3 protein-coding genes are annotated in these 20,306 nt (G+C 72.6%); 1 reads left to right on the forward strand and 2 read right to left on the reverse strand.

From position 1 onward, the window contains the following. Nucleotides 1–19 precede the first annotated feature (19 nt). Nucleotides 20–16,711 (forward strand): type I polyketide synthase, encoded by a 16,692-nt coding sequence (locus tag ACFWU9_RS24715; protein ID WP_384321922.1) that lies wholly within the window; start codon nucleotides 20–22, stop codon nucleotides 16,709–16,711. 397 nt (nucleotides 16,712–17,108) lie between these two features. Here ACFWU9_RS24715 and thiO read toward each other — a convergent pair whose 3' ends face one another. Together thiO and ACFWU9_RS24725 are read right to left on the reverse strand one after the other, a co-directional pair. Continuing rightward, a complete protein-coding gene (gene thiO, locus ACFWU9_RS24720; protein WP_384321924.1) occupies nucleotides 17,109–18,197 on the reverse strand; it encodes a glycine oxidase ThiO in 1,089 nt (362 codons plus the stop codon). Continuing rightward, nucleotides 18,194–20,281 carry a type I polyketide synthase gene (locus ACFWU9_RS24725; protein ID WP_384321926.1) on the reverse strand — a complete coding sequence of 696 codons (2,088 nt, stop codon included), beginning with the start codon at nucleotides 20,279–20,281 and terminating at the stop codon, nucleotides 18,194–18,196. The genes thiO and ACFWU9_RS24725 overlap by 4 nt, the downstream gene beginning before the upstream one ends. Between the last annotated feature and the right edge of the window lie 25 nt (nucleotides 20,282–20,306).

Below are 20,306 nucleotides of genomic sequence, written 5' to 3' on the forward strand. Positions count from 1 at the left end.
GAGGGAGGCACTCGCCATCATGTCGAGTGATCTTGTCCACGGTACGGATGCAATCGCTATCACCGGCATGTCATGCCGCCTCCCCCAGGCACCCGACGCCAGCACCTTCTGGGAGCTGCTGCGGTCGGGCCGGAGTGCGATCGGGGAAGTACCGCAGGACCGCTGGGACCCCGACGAGGTACTGCCGGACGCGCCGGAGCGGCACCGCGCCGCTCTGCGTCACGGCGGGTTCCTCGACCGCGTCGACGAGTTCGACGCGGCGTTCTTCGGGATCTCGCCGCGCGAGGCCGTGGCGATCGACCCGCAGCAGCGGCTCTTCGCCGAGCTGGCCTGGGAGGCGCTGGAGGACGCGGGAATCGTCCCGGAGACGCTGCGGTCCACCGCGACCGCCGTCATCGTCGGCGCGATCGCGGGTGACTACGCGGCGCTGGCCCACCGGGGCGGCGCGATCACGCAGCACTCGCTGCCGGGTCTGAACCGGGGCGTCATCGCCAACCGGGTCTCCTACGCGCTCGGCCTCAACGGCCCCAGCATGGCGGTCGACTCGGCCCAGTCGTCGTCCCTCGTGGCGGTGCACCTGGCGGTCGAGAGCCTGCGCAAGGGCGAGGCCACCCTGGCGCTGGCCGGCGGTGTGGCCCTCAACTTCGCGCCCGAGAGCGCCGAGGTCGCCGGGATGTTCGGCGGGCTGTCCCCCGACGGACGCTGCTTCACCTTCGACGCGCGGGCCAACGGCTACGTACGCGGTGAGGGCGGCGGCGTCGTCGTACTGAAGCGGCTCGCGGACGCGGTGCGCGACGGCGACACGGTGTACGGCGTCATCCGCGGCAGCGCGGTCAACAACGACGGCTCCACCGACGGGCTCACCGTGCCCAGCGCGGAGGCGCAGGCGACGGTACTGCGCCAGGCCTGCGAGGACGCGGGCGTGGACCCGGCCGAGGTCGGCTACGTCGAACTCCACGGCACGGGCACCCCGACCGGCGACCCGCTGGAGGCGGCGGGCATCGGCGCCACGTACGGCAGCGCGCGCCCCGCAGGCTCGCCCGTCCTCGTCGGCTCCGCCAAGACCAACGTCGGGCACCTGGAAGGCGCGGCGGGCATCGTCGGCCTCATCAAGACGGCGCTGAGCATCCGGCACCGGGAGATCCCGGCGAGCCTCAACTACGAGACGCCGAACCCGCGCATCGACCCCGAGGCGCTCAACCTGCGTGTCCAGACCGCGTCCGGCCCCTGGCCGGACGCGCCGCTGCTCGCGGGCGTCAGCTCCTTCGGCGTCGGCGGTACGAACTGCCACGTCGTCCTCGCGGAGGCGCCCGGGCGGGCCGTGCCCGAGGCCGCGCCGGAGAGCGACGCGCCCGAGATGCCGCTGGCCCCCTGGCTGGTCTCCGGGCGTACGGAGGCGGCTCTGCGCGCCCAGGCCGGGCGGCTGCTGGAGCGGCGGACCGGGGACGCCGACGCGTTCGACATCGGCCGGTCGCTGGCCGGCACCCGTACCCACTTCGAACACCGCGCAGTCGCCCTCGGGCTCGACCACGACGCCCAGTTGGAGGCGCTGCGCACCGGCGCCGACATGCCGGGGCTCGTCACCGGTGTCACCGGCGAGCACGGGAAGATCGCCCTCGTCTTCCCGGGGCAGGGCTCGCAGTGGGAAGGCATGGCGCGTGAGCTGATGCGCACGTCGGCGGTCTTCCGCGCGTCGATCGAGGCGTGCCACGAAGCCCTCGCCCCGTACGTCGACTGGTCGCTGCTCGACACCCTCACCGACGAGTCCGGCGCGACCGCCCTGGACCGCGCGGACGTCGTCCAGCCCGTGCTGTTCGCGGTGATGGTCTCCCTCGCCCGGGTGTGGGAGTCGCTGGGCGTACGGCCCGACGCGGTCATCGGCCACTCGCAGGGCGAGATCGCCGCGGCGCACATCGCGGGCGCGCTCGACCTGGCGGACGCCGCCAGGATCGTGGCCCTGCGCAGCCAGACCATCATGACGCTGGCGGGTACCGGGGCGATGGCCTCGGTGCCGCTGGCCGCCGACCGGGTCGCCGAGTACATCGAGCCCTTCGGCGACGCGCTGAGCATCGCCGTGGTCAACGGGCCCACCACCACGGTCGTGGCCGGCACCCCCGAGGGTGTCGCCGAGCTGCTGGCCCGCTGCGAGAGCGACGGGATCCGCGCGAAGGCCGTCTCCGCCGTGGACTTCGCCTCGCACTCGCCGCACATGGACGCCATCAAGGACCGTCTCCTGGAGCAGTTCGCCGGGGTGACGCCGCGCTCGTGCGACATCGCGTTCTACTCGACGGTCACCGCGGGCGCCCTCGACACGGCCGGGCTCGACGCCGAGTACTGGTTCTCCAACCTCCGCCGGCCCGTCCTCTTCGAGGCGACCCTCCGGGCCATGGCCGAGGACGGGTTCGGCACGTTCGTCGAGTCGAGCCCGCACCCCGTACTCACCGTGGGACTGCGCGCGACGCTGCCGGACGCGGTCGTCGTGGACTCGCTGCGCCGCAACGAGACCCCGTGGCCGCAGCTGCTGACCTCCCTGGCGGAGCTCCACGTCCGCGGTCTGCCCGTGGACTGGTCCGCCGTCTTCGCCGGCCGGTCGCCCGTCCGGGTGGACCTGCCGACGTACGCGTTCCAGCGTGAGAGCTACTGGCCCGAGGTCTCGACCGCGTTCGCGCCCGGTACCCGCTCCACCGGCCGGCTCCCGGCAGCCGTACGTGAGGAGACCCCCGCCGCGGGGTCGTCCTGGGCGGGGCGGATCGCCGGTCTGCCGGCGGACGAGCGCGGCCGTGTGGCGCTGGAGCTGGTCCGGCTGCGTACCGCGATCGTGCTCGGCCATCTGAGCACGGACACGGTCGAGGTCGGCCAGGCCTTCCGCGAGCTGGGCATGGACTCCACGATGGCGGTCCAGCTCCGTCAGAACCTGGTGGACATCACCGGGCTGACGCTGCCGGAGACCGTCGTCTTCGACCACCCGAGCCCGTCCCGGCTGGCCCGGCGGCTGGTCGAACTGGCCCTGGGCGACGACACGTCGTCCGCCGCGTCCGCGCTGTCGCGCCAGGGATCGGTCCTGGACGCCGACGACCCGATCGTGATCGTCGGCATGGCCTGCCGCTACCCCGGCGGCGCGAGCACGCCGGACGAGCTGTGGCGGCTCGTCGATGACGGCGTGAACGCGATCTCGGGCTTCCCCACCGACCGTGGCTGGGACCTGGAGGCCCTGTACGACCCGGAGCCCGGGGTGCGGGGCAAGACCTACACACGGCACGGCGGGTTCCTCGACGAGGCCGCCGAGTTCGACACCGAGTTCTTCGGCATCAGCCCGCGCGAGGCCACGGCGATGGACCCGCAGCAGCGGGTGCTCCTCCAGGTCACCTGGGAGGCCCTGGAGCGCGCCGGGATCGACCCGGACGGTCTCCAGGGCAGCAGCACCGGTGTGTTCGTCGGTGCGATGTCGCAGGAGTACGGCCCCCGGCTGCACGAGGGTGACGACGGGATGGGCGGCTATCTGCTCACCGGCAACACCGCGAGCGTCGTCTCCGGGCGTATCTCGTACACCTTCGGTCTGGAGGGCCCGGCGGTCACGGTCGACACGGCCTGCTCGTCCTCGCTCGTCGCGATGCACCAGGCGGCGCAGGCCCTGCGGGCCGGTGACTGCTCGCTGGCCCTGGCGGGCGGTGTCGCGGTGATGGCGACCCCCGGCATGTTCGTGGAGTTCGGGCAGCAGCGCGGTCTGGCCCCCGACGGCACCTGCAAGTCCTTCGCGGGCGCCGCCGACGGCACCATCTGGGCCGAGGGCGCGGGCATGGTCCTGATGGAGCGTCTGTCGGACGCCAAGGCCAACGGACACACCGTCCTCGCGGTCGTCCGCGGCTCGGCGGTCAACCAGGACGGCGCGAGCAACGGCCTCACCGCTCCCAACGGCCCCTCCCAGCAGCGCGTCATCAACGCGGCCCTGGCCGGCGCGGGTCTGACCCCCGCCGAGGTCGACGCGGTCGAGGCGCACGGCACGGGAACGCCTCTCGGTGACCCGATCGAGGCGCAGGCGCTGCTGGCGACGTACGGCCAGAACCGCGAGGAGCCGCTCTGGCTCGGCTCGCTGAAGTCGAACATCGGGCACACGCAGGCCGCCGCCGGTATCGGCGGTGTCATCAAGATGATCCAGGCGATGCGCCACGGCACACTGCCGCAGACGCTCCACGTCGACGAGCCCAGCCCGCACATCGACTGGACCTCCGGCAACGTCAAGCTCCTCACCGAGGCACGCGACTGGCCCGAGACCGACCGCCCCCGCCGGGCCGCCGTCTCCTCCTTCGGCATCAGCGGCACCAACGCGCACCTGATCATCGAGCAGGCGCCCGTCGCGGCCGAGCCCGCCGAGGACGACCAGGAGCAGGACGCCCCCGAGGCGGCCCTCGTGCCCTGGTTCCTCTCCGCCAAGACGGAGCAGTCCCTCCGCGACCAGGCACGGCAGCTGCTCGACCACGTCACGGCGGATCCCGCTCTGTCCCCCGCGCGGATCGGCCAGGCGCTCACGGCCACCCGCACGCGCTTCCAGCACCGTGCCGTGGTGATCGGTCAGGACCGTGAGGAACTCCTCGCGGGTCTGCGCTCGCTGAGCGACAACGAGTCCTCCCGCGCGGTCGTCACCGGAACGGCACGGGAGGGCACCACGGCCTTCCTGTTCACGGGGCAGGGTGCGCAGCGGCCCGGCATGGGCCGGGAGCTGTACGAGACCTACCCGGTCTTCCGTGACACGTTCGACGAGGTCTGCGCGACTCTCGACCGCCACCTGAACGCCGAGGCCACGGTCAAGGACGTCGTCTTCGCGGACGACCCGGAGCTGCTGAACCAGACCCGGTACACCCAGCCCGCGCTCTTCGCGATCGAGACCTCGCTCTACCGGCTCGTCGAGTCGTTCGGCGTCACGCCGCAGTATCTGGCGGGCCACTCGATCGGTGAGATCGCCGCCGCGCACGTCGCCGGCATCTTCACGCTGGACGACGCCTCCCGCCTCGTCGCGGCCCGCGGCTCACTGATGCAGGCCCTGCCCGCCGGCGGCGTCATGATCTCGCTCCGGACCACCGAGGAGCAGATCGTCCCGCTCCTCGAAGGCCACGAGGACAAGGTCACCATCGCCGCCGTCAACGGCCCCCAGTCGATCGTCATCTCCGGCGACGAGGAAGCGGCCACCCGGATCGCCGACACCCTCGCCGAGACCGGCGTCAAGACCAAGCGGCTGACCGTCTCCCACGCGTTCCACTCGCCCCACATGGACCCCATGCTGGACGAGTTCGAGCGCACGGCGGCGGATCTGACGTACCACACGCCGATGATCCCGATCGTCTCCGCCGTCACCGGCGAACCGGCCGATCACCGGATCACCACCCCGGGCTACTGGGTCCAGCACGTGCGGGACGCCGTGCGGTTCGCCGACGCCGTCACCACGCTCGACGGCCTCGGTACCCGCCACTACATCGAGCTCGGCCCCGACCCCGTCCTCACCACCCTCGTCAACGAGACCCTCACCAAGTCCCGCGGCAAGGGCAGCCCCACGGCCGTGCTCCGCAAGGGCCACGCCGAGGCGACCACGCTTCTCACCGCCCTCGCCACCGCGCACACGGCCGGCGCCCAGGCGGACCTCACCAGCCACCTCCCGATCCCGCAGAGCCACCCCGACCTGCCCACGTACCCCTTCCAGCGCCAGCGCTACTGGCTCACGGCGGCCGCCGTGGAAGGGGACGTGAGCTCCGCGGGGCTGACCGCCACCGGGCACCCGGTGCTGACGACCGCCGCCGAGCTTCCCGACCCGGGCGGGCTCCTGCTGACCGGCCGGGTGAACGCCTCCGCTCCCTCCTGGGCGGCGGACCACGCGGTGTTCGGCACCCCGGTCATGCCGGGTGTGGCCTTCGTCGACATGCTGCTGCACGCCGCGGCCCTGGTGGGGCGCCCCCGTATCGAGGAGCTCACCCACCATGTCTTCCTGGCCCTGCCGGAGCACGGCGCCCTCCAGCTGAGGGTCGTCGTCCGGCCGGCCGACGACTCCGGGCGCCGGTCCTTCGCCGTCCACTCCCGGTCCGAGGACGCCCCGCTGGGCGCCGACTGGACCTGCCACGCCACCGGTGCGCTCGGCGCGGCCGGCGCCGTACCGCCGGCCCTCGCACCGGCCGACGCGGCCTGGCCCCCGGCCTCCGCCGCGCCTCTGGACACCGACGGCTTCTACCGTCGGATCGCGGAGGCCGGCTTCGGTTACAACGGGGTCTTCCAGGGGCTGAACGCCGCCTGGGAGGACGGCGACACGCTGTACGCGGAGGTGGCCCTGCCCTCGGGGACCGCCCCGGGCTCCTACGGTGTTCACCCGGGTCTGCTCGACTCCGCGCTCCACCCGATCGCGCTGGCCTCGACCCGCGCCGACGGCACGCTTCTGGTGCCGTTCTCCTGGAGCGGGGTGGCCCTGCACGCGAACGGTGCCCGCGCCCTGCGGGTCCGGCTCGTGCGCTCGACGCCGGAGACCATCGCCCTGACGGTGACCGACCCGTCCGGCGCGCCCGTCCTGACCGTGGACTCCCTCGCCATGCGCGGGGTCGCCTCCGAGCAGCTCGAAGCGGCCAGGCCCGACCGAGACGGCGCCCTCCACGAGGTCGCCTGGCGTGCGGTCCCCGCACCGCCGCGTCCCGCCACCCGCCCCGACGGCGCCGGCTGGGCCGTGGTGGGAGACACCAGTGACGCGCGGGTGGCCGCCGCGCTCGTGGCGCTCGGCTCCTCGGCCGAGTCGTACCCGGACGCCGAGGCGCTGCGCGCCTCGCTGCGGGCCGGCGGGGCTCGTCCCTCGACGATCGTCGCCCGCTTCGCCACCGGCGGCGCGGACCCGGTCGAGTCGGCGCACACCCTGACGCGCGACGCCCTGCACCTGCTCCAGACGGTGCTGGCCGACGGGGCGCCGGACTCGCGTCTGGTGGTCCTCACCGAGAACGCGACGTCCACCGGAACCGGAGACGCGCCGGTGGACCTGGCCGGAGCTGCGGTCTGGGGACTGATCCGGTCCTCCCAGTCCGAGAACCCGGACCGGTTCACGCTCCTCGACATCGACGGCTCGCGGGCGTCCGACGACGCGATCGTGGCCGCCCTCTCCACCGGGGAGCGCCAACTGGCCGTGCGCGAGGGACGGTTCTTCGTGCCGCGCCTGGCCCGGCTGACCCCCGGCGCGATCCCCGCGACCTTCGACGCGCGCCGCACCGTGCTCATCACCGGCGGCACCGGCGCCCTCGGCTCCCTCCTCGCCCGCCACCTCGTCACCCGGCACGGCGTCAGGAAGCTGCTGCTGACCAGCCGGAGCGGCCGTGCGGCGGACGCCACCCTCAGCGCGGAGCTGGCCGAACTCGGCGCCGAGATCACCGTCGCGGCCTGCGACGCCGCCGACCGGCAGTCGCTGGAGGCGCTGCTCGCGGGTCTCCCGCAGGAGCATCCGCTCGGCGCGGTGGTCCACTGCGCCGGTGTCCTGGACGACGGTGTGGTCACGGAGCTCACCCCGGACCGGCTGGACGCGGTGCTCCGCCCGAAGGTGGACGGCGCGTGGAACCTGCACGAGCTGACCCGCGACATGGACCTGGACGCCTTCGTCCTCTTCTCCTCGGTGGTCGGTGTCCTGGGCTCTCCCGGACAGGCCAACTACGCGGCCGCCAACGCCTTCCTCGACCAGCTCGCCGAGCACCGCCGTACGGCCGGGCTCCCCGCCACGTCCCTCGCCTGGGGCCTGTGGGAGGCCGGCATGGCCGACACGCTGGACGAGCAGGACCGGGCCCGTATGAACCGCGGCGGACTGGCGCCGATGCCCACCGAGCGGGCGCTCGGGCTCTTCGACTCGGCACTCGCGACCGCGCGTGCGGTGCTCGTGCCCGCCGGGGTCGACGTGTCCGGCGCGCGTACGCAGCGCGCCTCGATGCTGTCGCCGCTGCTCACCGAACTGCTCCCCGCCCAGCCGGCGCCCGCCGAGCGCGGCGGCGAGGCCGTCGACGAGTCCTCGCTGCGCGGCCGGCTCGCCGGACTGTCCGAGGACGAGCAGCGCGAACTCCTCCTGGAGGTCCTGCGCAAGCACGTCGCGGCGGTCCTCGGGCACAGCTCGCCGCTCGCCATCGACCCCGAGACCTCCTTCAAGGACCTCGGCTTCGACTCGCTCGCCGGTATCGAACTCCTCATGGTGCTCGGTGAGTCGATGGGGCTGCACCTGCCGTCCACGATGCTCTTCGACCACCCGACGCCCGACGCGCTGATCACCCACCTCAGGGACGAGCTCGTCGACGACGACGACGCCCCGCAGGACATCGTGGACACCACCCTCACCACGGTGGCCGCGCGGGACGACGACGACCCGATCGCCGTGATCGGTATGGGCTGCCGCTACCCCGGAGGCGCCACCACACCGGACGAACTGTGGCGGCTGGTCACCGAGGGGGTGGACGCCATCGGCTCCTTCCCCTCCAACCGCGGCTGGGACCTGGAGGATCTGTTCGACTCCGACCCGGACGTACGCGGGAAGACCTACGCCCGCACCGGCGGCTTCCTCTACGACGCCGACCGCTTCGACGCCGAGTTCTTCGGGATCAGCCCCCGCGAGGCCCTGGCGCTCGACCCGCAGCAGCGCCTCCTGCTCGAAACGACGTGGGAGACGTTCGAGAACGCGGGTATCCGCCCCGACGGCCTGCGCGGCAAGCCCGTCGGCGTCTTCGCCGGCGTCGTCACCCAGGAGTACGGCTCCCTCGTCCACAAGGGCACCGAACCTGTCGACGGCTTCCTGCTGACGGGTACGACGGCGAGTGTCGCCTCCGGGCGCGTCGCCTACACGCTGGGCCTTGAAGGTCCGGCGGTCACGGTCGACACGGCCTGCTCGTCCTCGCTCGTCGCGATGCACCTGGCCTGCCAGTCGCTGCGCAACGGCGAGTCCACGATGGCCCTCGCCGGTGGCGCGACGGTCATGGCCAACCCGGGCATGTTCCTGGAGTTCAGCCGCCAGCGCGGTCTGGCGCCCGACGGCCGGTGCAAGTCGTTCGCCGGTTCGGCGGACGGCACGATCTGGGCCGAGGGCGCGGGCATGGTGCTCCTGGAGCGCCTGTCGGACGCGAAGGCCAACGGACACACGGTCCTCGCGGTCATCCGGGGCTCGGCGGTCAACCAGGACGGCGCGAGCAACGGCCTCACGGCCCCGAACGGTCCCTCCCAGCAGCGGGTCATCAAGGCGGCCCTGGCGGGCGCCGGACTCACCGCCGGTGAGGTCGACGCGGTCGAGGCGCACGGCACCGGCACCCCGCTGGGTGACCCGATCGAGGCGCAGGCGCTGCTGGCGACGTACGGCCAGAACCGCGAGGAGCCGCTCTGGCTCGGCTCGTTCAAGTCGAACATCGGCCACGCCCAGGCCGCCGCCGGTATCGGCGGTGTCATCAAGATGATCCAGGCGATGCGCCACGGCACACTGCCGCAGACGCTCCACGTCGACGAGCCCAGCCCGCACATCGACTGGACCTCCGGCAACGTCAAGCTCCTCACCGAGGCACGCGACTGGCCCGAGACCGACCACCCGCGCCGCTCGGCCGTCTCCTCCTTCGGCATCAGCGGCACCAACGCCCACGTCATCCTCGAACAGGCCCCCGTCGCACCGGAGCCGGTCGAGAACGACGAGGAGCAGGACGCCCCGCAGGCCGCCCTCATCCCGTGGTTCCTCTCCGCCAAGACGGAGCAGGCCCTGCGCGACCAGGCGCAGCAGCTGCGTACGTACCTCGAACTCAACCCCGAGGCACGGCCGGCCCGCGTCGCTCACGCGCTCGCCACCACCCGGGCCCAGTTCCACTACCGGGCCGTGGTGTTCGGCAACGAGCACGAGGCGTTCGACCGCGCGCTGGGCGCCCTCACCCTCGGTGAGCCGTCCCCCGCGCTGGTCCGTGGCACGCCGCACCCCGGCAAGACGGCGTTCCTCTTCACGGGGCAGGGTGCGCAGCGGCCCGGCATGGGCCGGGAGCTGTACGAGACCCACCCGGTCTTCCGCGACGCTTTCGACGAGGTCTGCGCGACCCTCGACCGCCACCTGAACGCGGACGTGGCCATCAAGGACATCGTCTTCGCGGACGACCCGGAGCTGCTGAACCAGACCCGGTACACCCAGCCCGCGCTCTTCGCGATCGAGACCTCGCTCTACCGCCTGGTCGAGTCGTTCGGCGTCACGCCGCAGTATCTGGCGGGCCACTCGATCGGTGAGATCGCCGCCGCGCACGTCGCCGGCATCTTCTCCCTGGACGACGCCTGCCGCCTCGTCGCGGCCCGCGGCTCACTGATGCAGGCCCTGCCCGCCGGCGGCGTCATGATCTCGCTCCGGACCACCGAGGAGCAGATCGTCCCGCTCCTCGAAGGCCACGAGGACAAGGTCACCATCGCCGCCGTCAACGGCCCCCAGTCGATCGTCATCTCCGGCGACGAAGAAGCGGCCACCCGGATCGCGGACACCCTCGCCGAGACCGGCGTCAAGACCAAGCGGCTGACCGTCTCCCACGCGTTCCACTCGCCCCACATGGACCCCATGCTGGACGAGTTCGAACTCCTCGCCGGTGAGCTGATCTACCACACCCCGACGATCCCGATCGTCTCCGCCCTCACCGGGGAGCTCGCGGACCACTACATCACCACTCCGCAGTACTGGGTCCAGCACGTCAGGGAAGCGGTCCGCTTCGCCGACGCCATCACCACGCTGGACCGGCTCGGCATCCGCCACTACATCGAGCTCGGCCCCGACCCCGTCCTCACCTCCATGGCGCAGGACAGCGTGCCCGACGACGTCGACGCCATCCACGTCGCCACCCTGCACCGCGACCGGAGTGAGAACCAGAGCTTCCTCACCGCCCTCGCCACCGCGCAGGCCAACGGCACGCAGGTCCGCTGGACGCCGTTGATCGGCGAGACGTCCGTCCCGGCCCTGGGCCTGCCGACGTACCCCTTCCAGCGCCAGCCCTACTGGCTGGAGCCGGCGAAGCCCAGTTCGGGCGCCGACGGTCTGGGTCTGACGGCGACCACTCACCCGGTGCTGACCACCCTGGCCGAACTCCCGGACGGTGGCGGGCACTTGTTCACCGGCCGCGTCTCCGGGAACGACCCGGACTGGGTGGCCGAGCACATCATCTTCGGGACGATGATCGTCCCGGGTGTCGCCTTCGTCGACCTCCTCCTCCACGCAGCACGTCATGTGGAGTGCGAGCACATCGAGGAGCTCACCCACCATGTGTTCCTCGCCGTCCCGGAGCGCGCCGCCCTCCAGCTGAGGCTTCTCATCGAGCCGGCCGACAGCTCCGGGAGCCGGGCCTTCGCGTTCTACTCGCGGCCCGAGGACGTTCCGGTCGAGACCGACTGGACCCTCCACGCCACGGGTGCGCTCGGAGCCGAACGCCGGGAGATTCCCGAGGGCGCCGAATCGCTCAGGAACGAGGTCTGGCCTCCGGACATCTCGGACACCATGGACGTGGAGGAGTTCTACCGCCGGGTCACGGACGGCGGCTTCGGCTACGGTCCGCTGTTCCGCGGGCTCAAGAAGGCCTGGCAGGACGGGAACACGACGTACGCGGAGGTCTCCCTACCGGCCGGCTCGGATCCGGGCGACTACGGCATCCACCCCGGTCTGCTCGACTCGGCGCTCCAGCCGGCCGCGCTGATCATGGGTGAGACGGAGGCCGAGGACTCGATCCGGGTGCCGTTCTCCTGGGCGGGTGTCTCCCTCCACGCGAAGGGAGCCAGCTCCCTGCGCATCCGGCACACCTGGACCACTCCGGACACCGCCTCCCTGGTCATCTCCGACCAGACCGGCACACCGGTCATGGCGATCGACTCCCTCGCGATGCGGACGGTCGGCGCCGACCAGCTCGCCGCCACCCGCGCGGCCGACGCCGGAGAGCTGTACAAGGTCGACTGGACCGACGTCCAGGCGGTCGAGGACAAGACGCAGAGCTCCGGCGCCAAGTGGGCCCTGGTGGCCGGCCCGGGCAACGCCCAGGTCACGGCGGCGCTCTCGCCTCTCGGCGCCGCGGTCGAGGTGGCGCCCGACGCCATCACCCTCCCGACGACGGAGGGGGACGACACCACCAGGCCCGACGTGGTCTTCACCTGGTGCGTCTCCGAGCCCGGCGCCGACCCGGCGGAGACCGCCCGCGCCTTCACGCACCGCGTACTCGGCCTCGTCCAGGCGATCCTCGCCGACGACCGGCCGGACTCCCGGCTGGTGGTCCTCACCAGGGGCGCCATGTCCATGGGCGCCGGCGGCGAGTCCGACCTGGCCGGAGCGGCGGTGTGGGGACTGATCCGCACCGCGCAGACCGAACACCCCGACCGGTTCACGCTGATCGACCTCGACGGCTCGGACTCGTCCCTGCGGGCCCTCTCGGCCGCCCTGGCGACCGGCGAACCCCAACTGGCCGTGCGTGACGGGCGACTTCTCGCCCCTCGCCTCGCCCGTGTCGGCGCAGGCGCCACCGAGTCCTCCGCGACGGCGCCGTTCGACCCGGACAAGACGGTCCTCATCACCGGCGGCACCGGCGCGCTGGGCACGCTCCTCGCCCGTCACCTGGTCACCGAGCACGGGGTGAAGAAGCTCCTGCTGACCAGCCGGCGCGGCCGTACGGCGGGCAGCACCCTCACCGAGGAGCTCGCCGAACTCGGCGCCGAGGTCACCATCGCGGCCTGCGACACCGCCGACCGCGAGTCGCTGGAGGCCCTGCTGGCGAGCCTGCCCGAGGAGCACCCGCTCGGCGCGGTGGTCCACTGCGCCGGCACCCTCGACGACGGCATCGTCACGGCGCTGACTCCGGAGCGGTTCGACGGGGTGCTCCGCCCGAAGGTGGACGGCGCGTGGAACCTCCACGAGCTGACCCGCGACATGGAGCTGAGCGCGTTCGTCATGTTCTCCTCGGTGGTCGGCGTCCTGGGCTCTCCGGGACAGGCCAACTACGCCGCGGCGAACGTCTTCCTCGACGAACTCGCCGAGCTCCGCCACGCCGCCGGACTGCCCGCGAAGTCCCTCGCCTGGGGCCTGTGGGAGAGCGGCATGGCCGACACGCTCGACGAGCAGGACCAGGCCCGGATGAACCGCGGCGGGCTGCTGCCGATGCCCGCCGACCAGGCCCTCGGCCACTTCGACGCCGCCCTCGATGCGGAGCGGACCGTGGTGGTCCCGGCCAAGCTGGACCTCGCCGGGCTCCGTGCCCGGGCCGCGACGGTCCCGGTGGCGCCGGTCTTCCGCGGACTGGTCCGTACGCCGCTGCGCAGCGCCGCCCAGTCGGGCGGCGCGGGAGCGGAGGTCGGCGCCCTCGGGCAGGCCATCGCGGGCCGCCCGGAGGCCGAGCAGGACCAGATCATCCTGGAGTTCCTGCGCAACCACGTGGCGACCGTCCTCGGACACACCTCATCGAACGCCATCGACCCCGCGCACTCGTTCAAGGAGCTGGGCTTCGACTCGCTCAGCTCGGTGGAGCTGCGCAACTCGCTCAACAAGGCGTCCGGGATGCGACTCCCGTCCACGCTGCTCTTCGACTACCCCACCCCGACGGTGCTGGCCGGCTACATCCGGAACCAGCTGGCGGGCAGCGGGCAGGCGGAGGCGGGCGCCAAGGTGGCCCGCCGGACCACCCGCAGCGCCTCCTCGCGGAGCGAGGCGGCCGACCCGATCGTGATCGTGGGTATGGGCTGCCGCTTCCCGGGCGGTGCCAACACGCCCGAGGAGCTGTGGAAGCTGGTCGCGGAGGAGCGCGACGCGGTGGGCGCCTTCCCCGACAACCGCGGCTGGGACATCGAGAACCTCTTCGACGACGACCCGGACGTACGCGGTAAGTCCTACGCGAGTGAGGGCGGCTTCCTCTACGAGGCCGACCGCTTCGACCCCGAGTTCTTCGGGATCAGCCCCCGCGAGGCCCTCGCGCTCGACCCCCAGCAGCGGCTGCTGCTGGAGACCGCCTGGGAGGCGTTCGAGAGCGCGGGCATCCGCCCCGACACCCTGCGCGGCGAGCCGGTCGGCGTCTTCGCCGGTGTCGCGGCCGGGGAGTACGTCTCGCTCACCCACCACGGTGGCGAGCCGGTCGAGGGTTACCTCCTGACGGGTACGACCGCGAGTGTCGCCTCCGGGCGCATCTCGTACACGCTCGGTCTTGAAGGCCCCGCCCTCACGGTGGACACGGCCTGCTCGTCCTCGCTCGTCGCGATGCACCTGGCCTGCCAGTCGCTGCGCAACGGCGAGTCCACGATGGCCCTCGCCGGTGGCGCCACGATCATGTCCAACCCGGGCATGTTCATGGAGTTCAGCCGCCAGCGCGGTCTCGCTCCCGACAGCCGCGCCAAGTCGTACGCGGCCGGGGCCGACGGCACCATCTGGGCCGAGGGCGCGGGCATGGTCGTGCTGGAGCGCCTGTCGGACGCGAAGGCCAACGGGCACACGGTGCTCGCGGTCATCCGGGGCTCGGCGGTCAACCAGGACGGCGCGAGCAACGGCCTCACCGCGCCCAACGGACCGGCCCAGCAGCGGGTCATCAACTCCGCCCTGGACGGTGCGGGACTCACGCCCGACCAGGTCGACGCGGTCGAGGGACACGGCACCGGAACGCCGCTCGGTGACCCCATCGAGGCGCAGGCCCTGCTCTCCACCTACGGCCAGAACCGTGAAGAGCCGCTGTGGCTCGGCTCGTTCAAGTCGAACATCGGACACGCGCAGGCCGCCGCCGGTGTCGGTGGTGTCATCAAAATGATCCAGGCCATGCGCCACGGCACGCTCCCCCGGACGCTCCACGTCGACGAGCCCAGCCCGAACATCGACTGGGAGTCGGGCAACGTCCAGCTCCTGACCGAGGCCCGGGCCTGGCCGGAGACCGACCACCCGCGCCGTTCGGCCGTCTCCTCCTTCGGTATCAGCGGCACCAACGCCCACCTGATCCTGGAAGAGGCGCCCACTCCCACCCACCCGGTGCCGGCACCGGAGTCGGCACAGCCGGCCGGCACCGTCCCGTGGATCCTCTCGGGCAAGAGCCAGCAGGCCGTACGGGACCAGGCCCAGCGCCTTCTCGACCACGTGACCGCGAACACCGAACTCCGGCCGGCCGACGTCGCGTACTCGCTGGTGACCGCGCGCACCACCTTCGACCACCAGGCGGTCGCGATCGGGGCCACCCACGACGAACTCGTCGGCCAGCTCCGGGCGCTCACCCAGGACCCGGGCACGGCCTTCCTCCACGGGCAGTCCCGCTCCAAGAAGGTGGCCCTCCTCTTCACCGGTCAGGGCGCGCAGCACCCGGGCATGGGCCGTGAGCTGTACGACACGCACCAGGTCTTCCGGGACGCGTTCGACGAGGTGTGCGCCACCCTGGACGAGCACCTGCGGGCGGAACTGCCCGTCAAGGACGTCGTCTTCGGCGACGACCCGGACCTGCTCAACCAGACCCGCTACACGCAGCCCGCGATGTTCGCCCTCCAGGTGGCCCTCACCCGGCTGGTGGTCGAGGAGTTCGGGGTCTCCCCCTCGCATCTCATCGGCCACTCGATCGGCGAGATCGCGGCGGCCCACACGGCGGGGATCCTCACGCTCGACGACGCCTGCCGGCTCGTCGCGGCCCGCGGCCCGCTCATGCAGGCCCTGCCCGCCGACGGCATCATGATGGCCGTCGAGGCGACCGAGGAGGAGGTGCTCCCGCACCTCAGCGAGCGTGTCGGGATCGCCGCCGTCAACGGCCCCCGGGCCGTGGTCGTCTCCGGCGACGAGGCCGATGTCCTGGCCCTCGGGGAGGAGTTCACCGGCCAGGGACGACGCACCCGCCGTCTCGCCGTCAGCCACGCCTTCCACTCGCACCACATGGACCCGATGCTGGGCGAGTTCCGGGCGGTCGCCGAGTCGCTCACCTACCACGTGCCGCGTATCCCGCTCGTCTCCACCGTCACCGGCAAGCTCGCCGGCTCCGACATCACCAACGCGGGCCACTGGACCGATCACGCCCGTAACACCACCCGCTTCCTGGACGGCCTCAACACCCTCCAGGAGCAGGGCGTGAGCACGTTCATCGAGATCGGCCCCGACGCCGTCCTCACCGCGCTCACCCGTGAGGCGCTGCCGGGGGCCACCGCCGTACCGCTGCTCCGGGCCAAGCTCGCCGAGCCGAACACGCTGCTCGACGGTCTTGTCCAGGCCCATGTGGCCGGTGCCGCGGTCGACTGGGAAGGGTTCCTCGCCCGACGCGGCGGCCGGAGCGTCGAACTTCCCACGTACGCCTTCCAGCGCCGTCGCCACTGGCTGGAGGTCGGCGACCCCGTCGGCACCGCGGCCGGTCTCGGCCTGGAGTCCGCCACGCACCCGCTGCTGGCCACGACCACCGAACTCCCGGACGGAACCAACCTGTTCACTGGTCGGGTGACGCTGGCCGACCACCCGTGGCTGAGCGACCACACGGTCATGGGGACGGTCATCCTCCCGGGCACGGCGTTCGTGGAGCTCTCGCTCCACGCCGCGCAGACGGTGGGTCTCGACGAGATCGCGGAACTGGTCCTGCACGCGCCCGTCACCTTCGGGTCCCAGTCCGCGGCGCTTCTCCAGGTCATCGTCGGGCCCGAGGACGCGTCGGCCGGCCGTACGCTCACCATCAGGTCCCGCTCGGAGGAGGACCAGTCCTGGACCGAGAACGCGACCGGCACGCTGAGCGCCCTGGTGGGGGTCTCCTGACCCCGGCCGTCGGCGTTGCGCGTTCTTCGGTGGTCGCCGGTATTCCGTGTTCGTCCATGTTCCGTGTTCGCCGGTGTGCGGGGCCCGCCGTCGGTGTTCCGCGTCCTTGGGTGCTCGGGGACAGGGCCGTCTCCGCGGGCCTCCGCCGGAGGCCGGGTGCCCCCAGGGGGCCGGGCTATGTCACGGGCCGCTGGGCGCGCGCTCAGGGGCCTTGGTCGGGCGTCTTGGGGAGCGCGCGGTGTCCCCGTCGGCGCCGGGAACGGCGAGGGCCGTCCACTCCCCCGGCCGGGAGGCAGTGGACGGCCCTGGTACGACGCTCTCGGGCGACGCACGAAGTCCCCCTCCCCGCCAGCGCCGGCGGGAAGGGGGACTCGTGGGACCGGTCAGGTGCGACCGGTCAGGAGAAGCGGAGCGGGGTGAACGGCGCCGTCGCGGCGTGCGGGGCCATGTCGGTGAGGTAGGCAGCCATGGCCACGGCCGTGACCGGGGCCAGCTGGACTCCCATCCGGAAGTGACCGGTGGCCAGGTACACGTCCGGGACCGTGGTCGGTCCGATGACGGGGAGGTCGTCGGGCGAGGCCGGGCGCAGACCCGCGGTGATCTCGGCGAAGCGCAGGGAGCCGGCCTCGGGGATGACCTCGGCGACACGGCGCAGCAGGCTGCCGGTCCCCTCGGCGGTGACGGTCTCGTCGTAGCCGCGGTCCTCGTAGGTGGCGCCGACGACGAGCTCCCCGTCGAGACGGGGCGCCAGGTAGAGGGACTTGCCCTGGGAGATGGCACGGGCCGTCACGTTGAGCAGCGGCACGTCGGAGCGCAGCCGGAGGATCTGGCCCTTGACGGGACGGATCTCCGGGATCGCGCCCTCGGGCAGCCCCTTGATCTGGTGCGTCCAGCAGCCGGCGGCCAGGACCAGACGGTCGAAGGGCACCTTGTCGCCGTTGTCGAGGACGACGGTGTGGTCCTCGACGTGGGTGGCGGCCCTCTGTACGACGCTGCCGCCCAGCGCCTCGATGGCCGTGATCAGCGCGGCGTCGAGGACGCGCGGGTCGATGGCACCGTCGTCCGGCGACAGCAGACCGCCGACGACGGGGGCGAAGGCGGGCTGGAGCTTGGCGCACTCCTCGGGCGTCAGCCGTTCGGTGCGGACACCGATCGACTCCTGGAAGGCCAGCTGGCGGTCGAGCATGGGCAGGCCCAGCTCGTCGAAGGCGGCGTCGAGGACACCGTCGCGCCGGAAGCCGGCCGGGGCGAACTCCTCCAGCTCCTCGATGAAGGACGGGTACAGCTCACGCGAGGTCAGGCAGAGACGGAGGAGGTCCTCCTGGTCGTACAGCTGCTCGTTGATCGCGGGGAGGAGACCCGCCGAGGCGTGGGACGCCTTGCTGCCCGGGGCCGGGTCGATCACCGTGACGGAGACGCCTTCGCGGGCGGCCCGCCAGGCGGTGGCCAGACCGATGACGCCACCGCCGACGACAACAGTTCTCATGAGTTGCTCTCCTGGAGAAGTCGCCGCAGGTGTGAGGCCAGACCTGCGGGAGTCGGATGGTCGAAGACGAGGGTCGCCGGGAGCCGCAGTCCGGTGGCGGCCGCCAGGTGGCGGCTGAGTTCGAGGTTGCCGATGGAGTCGAGCCCGGCGGCGCTGAACTCACGCTCGGGGTCGATTTCGTCGCCGCTCTCGTAGCCGAGGACTCCGGCGGACACCGAGCGGACGAACTCCAGGGCGGCGGCGTCGCGTTCGGCCTCCGGCAGGTCGGCGAGCCGGCTGACCAGGGTGTCGGTCACGGCGGGCTTGCCGGAGCGGGCGGGTGCCAGCTCGGCGAGCACGGGCGGGATCTCCCCGGTGAGGCCTGCCTCGTTCAGCCGTACGGGAGAGAGGACCGCCTCGTCGCCGGCGAGTGCCGCGTCGAAGAGGGCCAGGCCCTGCTCGTGCCCCAGGGGGGCGAAGCCGGAGCGCTTGATGCGGTTGTGGTCGGCGGCGGACAGCTCCGAGCCCATGCCGCTCTCGCTCTCCCACAGGCCCCAAGCGAGGGAGAGGCCCCGCAGTCCGCGGCTGACGCGGTGGTGGGCGAGGGCGTCGAGGACGGCGTTGGCGGCGGCGTAGTTGCCCTGTCCCGCGTTGCCGACGAGTCCCGCGACGGACGAGAACATCACGAACGCGGTGTCGGGGTCCTGGATCAGGTCGTGCAGATGGAGCGCCGCGTCGACCTTGGGGCGCAGGACCTTGTCGAGTCCGCGCGGGGTGAGGGTGCCGATCGCGCCGTCGGAGAGCACACCGGCGGTGTGGATGACGGCGGACGGGGCGGGGATGTCCGCGAGGGCGCTCTCCAGCGACGGGCGGTCGGTGACGTCGCAGGCGACGACATCGACACGGGCGCCGAGCGCGGTGAGTTCGGCGTCCAGTTCCTTGGCGCCGGGCGAGTCGGGACCGCGCCGGCTGAGCAGGACGAGATGCCGTACGTCGTAGCGGGTGACCAGGTGCCGGGCGAAGAGACGGCCCAGCTCTCCGGTGCCGCCGGTGATCACGACGGTGCCGGCGAGGCTCTTGCGCCGCGGCGGCGGAGGGGTGCGGACGAGGCGCGGCCGGAGCAGGGCGCCGCCCCGTACGGCGAGCTGGGGTTCACCGGAGGCCACGGCGGTGGCGAGGGCGCGGCCGGAGTTGCCGGGGTCGTCGACGTCGACGAGGACGAAGCGGCCGGGGTGTTCGGACTGGGCGCTGCGGAGCAGTCCCCAGACGGCGGCGCCGGAGACGTCGGAGAGGTCCTCCTCGGCGCGGGCGGCCACCGCTCCGCTGCTGACCAGGACGAGCCGGGACTTGGCGAGGCGGGCGTCGTCCAGGAACTCCTGGACGAGCATGAGGGCGCGCTGGGCGGCCGAGCGCACCGGCGAGTCCTCGTCGGTGCAGGAGACGACGACCACGTCCGGCACGGACGTGCCCTTGCGGAGTGTCGCGTCGAGCTCGCGCAGGGTGGGGTAGGAGTCGAACGAGCGGCGGGTGGCCTTGAGCGCGCCGGTGAGACCGATGCGGTCGGTTCCGAGGAATCCCCAGTGCTGCTGCTCGGCGGTGTCCGACTGCTGCACGACGGACTTCCAGACGACGCGCAGCAGTTGGGTGCGCTGCGCGGCGGCGTCGAGCTGGTCGGCGGTGACGGGCCGGCTCACGACGGTGCCGATGGTGGCGATCGACTCGCCGTCCTCGCCGGTGAGCGCCAGGGAGAAGCCGTCCTCACCGGGCACGGTGTGGATGCGCACGGCGCGGGCGCCGGTCTTGTGCACGCGTATCCCGCGCAGCGCGAACGGCAGGAACGTCCTGTCCTCGCTGTCGATGCCCGGCACCAGCGCCGCCTGCAGCGCGGTGTCCAGCAGGGCCGGGTGCAGGAGGTAGTCGCCGGTGCCGGCCGTGGCGTCGAGCGCGGAGTCGGCGTAGACCTCCTCGCCGTGCGACCAGACCGCACGCAGACCGCGGAAGGCCGGACCGTACTGGAGCCCGCGGTCGGCGAAGCGGCTGTAGAGGTGCTCGATGTCGACCTCGTGGACTCCGTCAGGAAGCCCGGGCCGTTCTGCTTTGCTCATTGTCGCTTCCTTCGCGAAGTCCGGG

This window comes from Streptomyces sp. NPDC058653 (genome assembly GCF_042716895.1).
Taxonomy (GTDB): domain Bacteria; phylum Actinomycetota; class Actinomycetes; order Streptomycetales; family Streptomycetaceae; genus Streptomyces.

What these genes read in the sequence shown, in the direction of transcription:
- thiO (WP_384321924.1), bottom strand. Translation starts at nt 18,197, where the DNA reads ATGAGAACTGTTGTCGTCGGCGGTGGCGTCATCGGTCTGGCCACCGCC.
- ACFWU9_RS24725 (WP_384321926.1), bottom strand. Translation starts at nt 20,281, where the DNA reads ATGAGCAAAGCAGAACGGCCCGGGCTTCCTGACGGAGTCCACGAGGTC.
- ACFWU9_RS24715 (WP_384321922.1), top strand. Translation starts at nt 20, where the DNA reads ATGTCGAGTGATCTTGTCCACGGTACGGATGCAATCGCTATCACCGGC.